This window comes from Pseudomonas sp. PS01297 (assembly GCF_029959305.1).
GTDB lineage: Bacteria > Pseudomonadota > Gammaproteobacteria > Pseudomonadales > Pseudomonadaceae > Aquipseudomonas > Aquipseudomonas helleri.
In genome coordinates, this window is sequence record NZ_JASCPQ010000160.1 from 1 (window position 1) to 6463 (window position 6463).

5 protein-coding genes are annotated in these 6463 nt (G+C 59.0%); 3 read left to right on the forward strand and 2 right to left on the reverse strand.

Annotation, left to right across the window (positions count from 1 at the left end):
• Positions 1-358: 358 nt before the first annotated feature.
• The gene (locus QMX84_RS25410) at positions 359-2206 is read left to right on the forward strand and encodes a DEAD/DEAH box helicase (protein WP_282365074.1); all 1848 of its coding nucleotides are present in this window, start codon (positions 359-361) and stop codon (positions 2204-2206) included.
• 483 nt (positions 2207-2689) lie between these two features.
• On the opposite strand, the gene QMX84_RS25415 is transcribed toward QMX84_RS25410, so the two are convergent.
• Entirely contained in the window at positions 2690-3268 is a 579-nt protein-coding gene (locus QMX84_RS25415; protein ID WP_048370909.1) for a YceI family protein, read from the reverse strand.
• A 32-nt stretch (positions 3269-3300) separates the two neighbouring features.
• On the reverse strand, positions 3301-3852 hold the full coding sequence (locus QMX84_RS25420; protein WP_048370907.1) for a cytochrome b: 552 nt from the start codon (positions 3850-3852) through the stop codon (positions 3301-3303).
• A 286-nt stretch (positions 3853-4138) separates the two neighbouring features.
• Between QMX84_RS25420 and QMX84_RS25425 the strand changes: the two genes are divergently transcribed.
• Positions 4139-5545, forward strand: coding sequence for an adenosylmethionine--8-amino-7-oxononanoate transaminase (locus QMX84_RS25425; RefSeq protein WP_282365075.1), 1407 nt, complete (start codon positions 4139-4141; stop codon positions 5543-5545).
• 131 nt (positions 5546-5676) lie between these two features.
• Positions 5677-6396 carry a 16S rRNA (uracil(1498)-N(3))-methyltransferase gene (locus QMX84_RS25430; RefSeq protein ID WP_282365076.1) on the forward strand — a complete coding sequence of 240 codons (720 nt, stop codon included), beginning with the start codon at positions 5677-5679 and terminating at the stop codon, positions 6394-6396.
• The last annotated feature ends 67 nt before the right edge of the window (positions 6397-6463 follow it).

The following is a 6463-nucleotide window of genomic DNA, read 5'->3' on the forward strand; positions in this document are numbered from 1 at the left end:
GGGCTTGCTCGCGATGGGCGTCACCCGGTTTGCTGATAAACCGTGGTGCTACCATCGCGAGCAAGCCCGCTCCCACGGGTTATGTGGCCTGTGCCCCTACAAAACCGTTGAGCAGCATGAAATCGGCGCGCCGTGATTGCTCTGTTATACTCCGGGTTTTCCGCCAGGCTTACGCCCGGCCGCTCGTCCTTGTACCCGGCATTCAACCCCGTGACTGCGCAGCTTCCAGCCCGCGCGAGCGATGTGAATGAGCCTCAGGACTGGAGCAGGACCGGACGGGATTGCGTCACCTTAAACGCCATTCACGCCAGGCAAGACTATCCCTTTGGGCCAAGCCCTAACTAGAACAGGATTACTCATGTCCTTTGCTTCCCTCGGTCTCTCCGAGGCTTTAGTCCGCGCCATTGAAGATGCGGGCTATACCGAGCCTACTCCGGTGCAACAGCGGGCCATTCCCGCCGTGTTGCAAGGTCGCGATTTGATGGTTGCGGCCCAGACAGGTACTGGTAAAACCGGCGGCTTCGCTCTTCCGATTCTGGAAAAGCTGTTTCCCAACGGCCACCCGGACAAATCCCAGCGTCACGGCCCACGCCAACCCCGCGTGCTGGTCCTGACCCCGACTCGCGAACTCGCAGCCCAAGTGCACGAGAGCTTCAAGCTCTATGCCCGCGACCTGAAGTTCGTCAGTGCCTGCATCTTCGGCGGCGTCGGCATGAACCCGCAGGTTCAAGCCATGTCCCGCGGTGTTGACGTGCTGGTGGCGTGCCCGGGTCGTTTGCTCGACCTGTGCGGCCAGGGCAGCGTTGACCTCTCTCACGTAGAAATTCTGGTGCTCGATGAAGCCGACCGGATGCTCGACATGGGCTTTGTCCATGACGTGAAAAAAGTCCTCGCACGTTTGCCTGCCAAGCGTCAGAACCTGCTGTTCTCGGCGACGTTCTCCAAGGACATCACCGACCTGGCCGGCAAGTTGCTGCGCAACCCTGAGCGCATTGAAGTGACGCCGCCCAACACCACGGTTGAGCGCATCGAGCAGCGTGTTTTCCGCCTGCCTGCGACCCACAAGCGTGCCTTGCTGGCCCACTTGATCACCGCAGGTGCCTGGGAACAGGTGCTGGTGTTCACCCGTACCAAGCACGGCGCCAACCGTTTGGCTGAATACCTGGACAAACACGGCCTGAGCGCTGTGGCCATCCACGGTAACAAGAGCCAAAACGCGCGTACCAAAGCCCTGGCCGACTTTAAAGCCGGTTCTGTGCGCATTCTGGTTGCAACCGACATCGCAGCGCGTGGCCTGGACATCGACCAGTTGCCGCACGTGGTCAACTTCGAACTGCCGAACGTTGACGAAGACTACGTTCACCGTATCGGCCGTACGGGCCGTGCCGGTCGTTCGGGCGAAGCGATTTCCCTGGTTGCTCCTGACGAAGAAAAGCTGCTCAAAAGCATTGAGCGCATGACCAAGCAGAAGATCGCTGATGGCGACCTGATGGGTTTTGACGCCAGTGCCGTAGAGGCTGAAAAGCCTGAAGTGCGCGAGCGTCCGGATGTGCGTAACCCGCGCAACCCGCCACGTGGCCCACGCGGCGACGGTCCGGGTAATCCGGGCGGTGGCGGCGGTCGTAAAGACAAAGGCAAAGACAAGGGCAAAGAAAAACCTGCAGCGGCACGCGGCGAGCGTCCAGCCCGTGAGCAAAAGCCACGCAGCGCCCAGCCAGCTCGTGAGCAGCGTCAGCCAACGCCTCGTTCGGACGCCAACCGTGCGCCAGACGAGTTCCGTGATGACGATGTGGATAACTTTGGTAACCGCGCTGATTACGTCAGCCCGTACCAAAACAAAAACAACCAGGGCCGTGACCGTCGTCCGGGTGCCCCGGCGCAAGGCGCGGGTGCTGGCACTCCGGCCCGTTCGGGTGGTCGTCAAAACGGCCCGCGCACCGGCAGCGGCGCGAGCACTGGCACCCCGCCAGCCAAGCGCAGCGGCCCACGCAACGGCGCCCCGCGTGATGGCCAGGCCCGTCGCGACAACCGCCCGGCGCGCGATACTGCGCGTCAAGAGCCAGCGGTTAAAGGCCCGCGTGAGAACCAGCCGAAGATCATGCACAAAGAGTCGAAAACTGATCGCTTTTTGACCCCTGAGCAACTGGATCAACTGCCGAACCGCCCTCGTGGCGAGAAGCCTGCACTGTTGACTCGCAACCGCTGAGTTAACGCTGCATAAAAAACGCCCCCGACCGAAAGATTGGGGGCGTTTTTGTTTGTGATCAAAAGCCCCTCACCCCAACCCTCTCCCGGAGGGAGAAGGAGCTTAACCGGGGCGTTTTCAGGTTCAGCGCAAGGCATTTAGGCTGCAAAAAATCTGCAGCATCCCCCAATCGCTCCCTTCTCCCTCCGGGAGGGAGAGGGCGCTTTATCGCGGTGTTTTCAGATTCAGTGCATGGCTTGCAGACCGCAGAAAATCTGCAGCATCCCCCAATCGCTCCCTTCTCCCTCCGGGAGGGAGAGGGCGCTTTATCGCGGTGTTTTCAGATTCAGTGCATGGCTTGCAGACCGCAGAACATCTACAACATCCCCCAATCGGTTCCTTCTCCCTCCGGGAGAGGGCTAGGGTGAGGGGCTCTTGCTTTTCATAAAAAAACGCCCCGGCTCTTACAAGCCGGGGCGTTTTTTTAGCCATCTAAAAGCGCAATTACTTGGCCTTCACGCCTTCCAGCGAGATGTCCAGGTCCAGTGTTTGAGCGGTTGGGCCCGGGCCTTTGATGCCGAAGTCGTTCAGGTTCAGCGTGGTGGTAGCGTTGAAGCCAGCACGTTCGCCGCCCCATGGATCCTTGCCTTCGCCGTTGAATGTGGCTTTGAAGGTCACAGGCTTGGTCACGCCGTGCAGCGTCAGGTCGCCGGTCACGTCAGCCGTCTTGTCGCCGGTTGGCACCACTTTGGTCGACTTGAAGGTCGCTTCAGGGTATTTGGCGACGTCCAGGAAGTCTTTGCTGGCGATGTGCTTGTCACGTTCTGCGTGGTTGGAGAACAGGCTGGCGGTTTGCAGAGTGATGTCAATTTTGCTGTCAGCAGGTTTGGCCGCATCCCACGAGAAGGTGCCTTTCCAGTCCTTGAACGTGCCGTGCACGAAGCTGTAGCCCAAGTGGCTGATTTTCCAGTCGATGAAAGCGTGCTGGCCTTCTTTATCGATGGTGTAGTCGGCAGCCATGGCTTGACCGGCGGTCAGCAGAGCAGTCCCAAGTGCCAGAGCAGCGAGCGTCTTTTTCAACATGCGTTCTATTCCTTTTGAATTGAGGTTGAGCATCAGGCTTTGCGGCCCAGCATACGTTTGAGGGTCGCATCACGGTCAATAAAGTGGTGTTTAAAGGCAGCCAGACCATGCAGAACAGCAAAGATCACCACGGTCCAGGCCAGCCACAGGTGCACAACGCCAGCAACATCAGCCTGATTGGGCAGGCTGGAGATCAGTGCCGGTACTTCAAACAGACCGAAAACAGGGATACCCACGCCTTCGGCCGTCGAGATCAAATATCCCGCGATCATGAGGGCAAACAAGCTCAGGTACAGAAAAGCGTGACCGAACTTGGCGCCGATACGGGTTGCAGGGCTATACGTTTCTAAAGCAGGGGGCGGCGGGCTGATGAACCGCCAGACAACACGGATCAACATGACCGCCAACAGCGTCAGACCGATGCTTTTATGCAGGTCAGGCGCTTCTTTACGCCAAGGGTCATAGTAGTCGAGACCGACCATCCACAAGCCCAATGCGAACAACCCAAACACGGCCAGCGCGACTGACCAGTGCAGGAAAATACTCACGGCACCATAGCGAGAAGACGAGTTACGTAGCTGCATTGCCAGCATCCTGTGGGAATTGACGCTAAGACTAATGGTTTACCTATCGAATGAAAGCGCATTTTTTTGCTGCAAAACATCGATAAATACGATCTGTAGCCTGGGGATCATGCATTAAGCAAACGTTAACAATAGCCGCGTGCGGTGTTTTATGCCGAGCCGTGCCTTGAATGTAAATATGCGTGTCTATGGATAAACGTAATGACTTGTGACGAGCCTGCGCATTGCATAGGCTTGCAGGCTTGTTTGCCCGCAGACGCCGGGAACCAGCGCCAGGAGAGTGGAAATGGGCCTGAATAATCAATGGATGCAGCGCGATCTTGCCGTGTTGTGGCACCCCTGCACCCAAATGAAAGATCACGAACAGTTGCCGCTGATCCCCATCAAGCGCGGTGAAGGCGTATGGCTCGAAGACTTCGAAGGCAAACGCTATCTGGATGCCGTGAGTTCCTGGTGGGTCAACGTGTTTGGCCACGCCAACCCGCGTATCAACCAGCGCATCAAGGACCAGGTCGACCAGCTGGAGCACGTGATCCTCGCGGGGTTCAGCCATCAGCCGGTGATCGAGTTGTCTGAGCGCCTGGTCAAGATGACCCCCGAGGGCCTGACCCGCTGCTTCTATGCCGACAATGGTTCGTCGTGTATCGAAGTCTCGCTGAAGATGAGCTTTCACTACTGGCTCAACCGCGGCCAGCCTGACAAAAAGCGCTTCGTGACGCTGACCAACAGCTACCACGGCGAAACCATGGCCGCGATGTCGGTGGGTGACGTGCCGCTGTTCACCGAAACCTACAAGGCTTTGCTGCTCGACACGATCAAAGTGCCGAGCCCCGATTGCTACTTGCGCCCTGAAGGCGTGAGCTGGGAAGCCCACTCGCGCACGATGTTTCAGGCCATGGAGCAGACCCTGGCCGAGCACCATGCCACGATTTCGGCGGTGATCGTCGAGCCGTTGATTCAGGGCGCGGGCGGTATGCGCATGTACCACCCGGTGTACCTCACGTTGTTGCGTGAGGCCTGCGACCGATATGGCGTGCACCTGATCCTCGACGAAATCGCCGTGGGCTTTGGCCGTACCGGGACAATGTTTGCCTGCGAACAAGCCGGTATCACGCCAGACTTCCTGTGCCTGTCCAAAGCCTTGACCGGAGGCTACTTGCCGCTGGCGGCGTGCCTGACCACCGATGAGGTGTACAGCGCGTTCTACGACGACTACCCGACCCTGCGCGCCTTCCTCCATTCCCACAGCTACACCGGCAACCCGCTGGCGTGTGCGGCGGCGTTGGCGACGCTGGATATTTTTGAAGACGACAACGTCATCGAAAACAACAAGGCACTCGCCCAACGCATGGCCAGCGCCACGGCCCACCTGGCCGACCATACACATGTATCGGAAGTGCGTCAGACAGGGATGGTGCTGGCCATAGAAATGGTCCAGGACAAAGCCACTAAAACGGCTTACCCGTGGCAGGAACGACGCGGCCTGAAAGTCTTCCAGCACGCGCTGGAGCGGGGTGCGTTGTTGCGCCCGTTGGGCAGTGTGGTGTATTTCTTGCCGCCTTACGTGATTACCCCCGAGCAGATCGACTTTCTGGCTGAAGTGGCCAGCGAAGGGATCGACATCGCGACGCGCACGGACATCAGCGTGGCCGTGCCGGCGAACTTCCATCCAGACTTCCGCGATCCGGGTTAATCATGTTTTTGTAGCCGCTGCCGCAGGCTGCGATAAGGGCCGCAGGACCTTTAAAAAATCAGGGTCGCTGCGCAACCCATCGCAGCCTGCGGCAGCGGCTACATGAGTAATTTAATTTTCAGAGAATTTAAATGAGATTGTCGCGCTTCTTTATCGATGCCCCGTTGAGCCTCGGTGAGCATGAACTGCCTGAAGCCCAGGCGCATTACATTGGCCGCGTGCTGCGCATGGCCGAGGGCGATGCCCTGCAAGTGTTTGACGGCTCGGGTCAGGAGTTTCTGGGGCGCTTGCTGGAAGTCGGCAAAAAGCGTGTGCGCGTAGTGCTCGACGAAACCTTTGCCGGGCAAGTTGAGTCGCCGTTGGCCATTCACTTGGGCCAAGGGTTGTCCCGTGGCGAGCGCATGGACTGGGCGATTCAAAAGGCCACTGAATTGGGCGTGACCCAAATTACTCCGATCATGAGTGAGCGTTGCGAAGTGCGGCTCAAAGATGAACGTGCTGACAAACGCCTTGCGCATTGGCGGCAAGTGGCGATCAGTGCGTGTGAGCAGTGTGGCCGTTCGCGGGTGCCGGTGATTCACCCGCCGGTATTGCTCAGTGACTGGATCAAAACCACCGAGGCCGACCTCAAGCTGGTGCTGCACCCGGTGTCAGCGCCGCTGACCAGCCACGCCAAGCCTGCGCGCCTGGCGTTTTTGATCGGCCCGGAAGGCGGGTTGACCGACGACGAAGTGGAGCACGCCCACGCCGCAGGCTTCCAGCCGGCCCGCCTCGGCCCGCGTGTGCTGCGTACCGAAACGGCGCCCGTAGTCGCGCTGGCCGTGGCCCAGCAACTGTGGGGTGATTTCTAAACGATTGACCTGTAGGAGCGAGCTTGCCTCGCGATCTTTTGATCTTTAAAAGATCGCGAGGCAAGCT

Excerpts from the sequence above, each read along its gene's own strand:
- QMX84_RS25420 (WP_048370907.1), bottom strand. The coding sequence starts at position 3,852 with ATGCAGCTACGTAACTCGTCTTCTCGCTATGGTGCCGTGAGTATTTTC.
- QMX84_RS25430 (WP_282365076.1), top strand. The coding sequence starts at position 5,677 with ATGAGATTGTCGCGCTTCTTTATCGATGCCCCGTTGAGCCTCGGTGAG.
- QMX84_RS25410 (WP_282365074.1), top strand. The coding sequence starts at position 359 with ATGTCCTTTGCTTCCCTCGGTCTCTCCGAGGCTTTAGTCCGCGCCATT.
- QMX84_RS25415 (WP_048370909.1), bottom strand. The coding sequence starts at position 3,268 with ATGTTGAAAAAGACGCTCGCTGCTCTGGCACTTGGGACTGCTCTGCTG.
- QMX84_RS25425 (WP_282365075.1), top strand. The coding sequence starts at position 4,139 with ATGGGCCTGAATAATCAATGGATGCAGCGCGATCTTGCCGTGTTGTGG.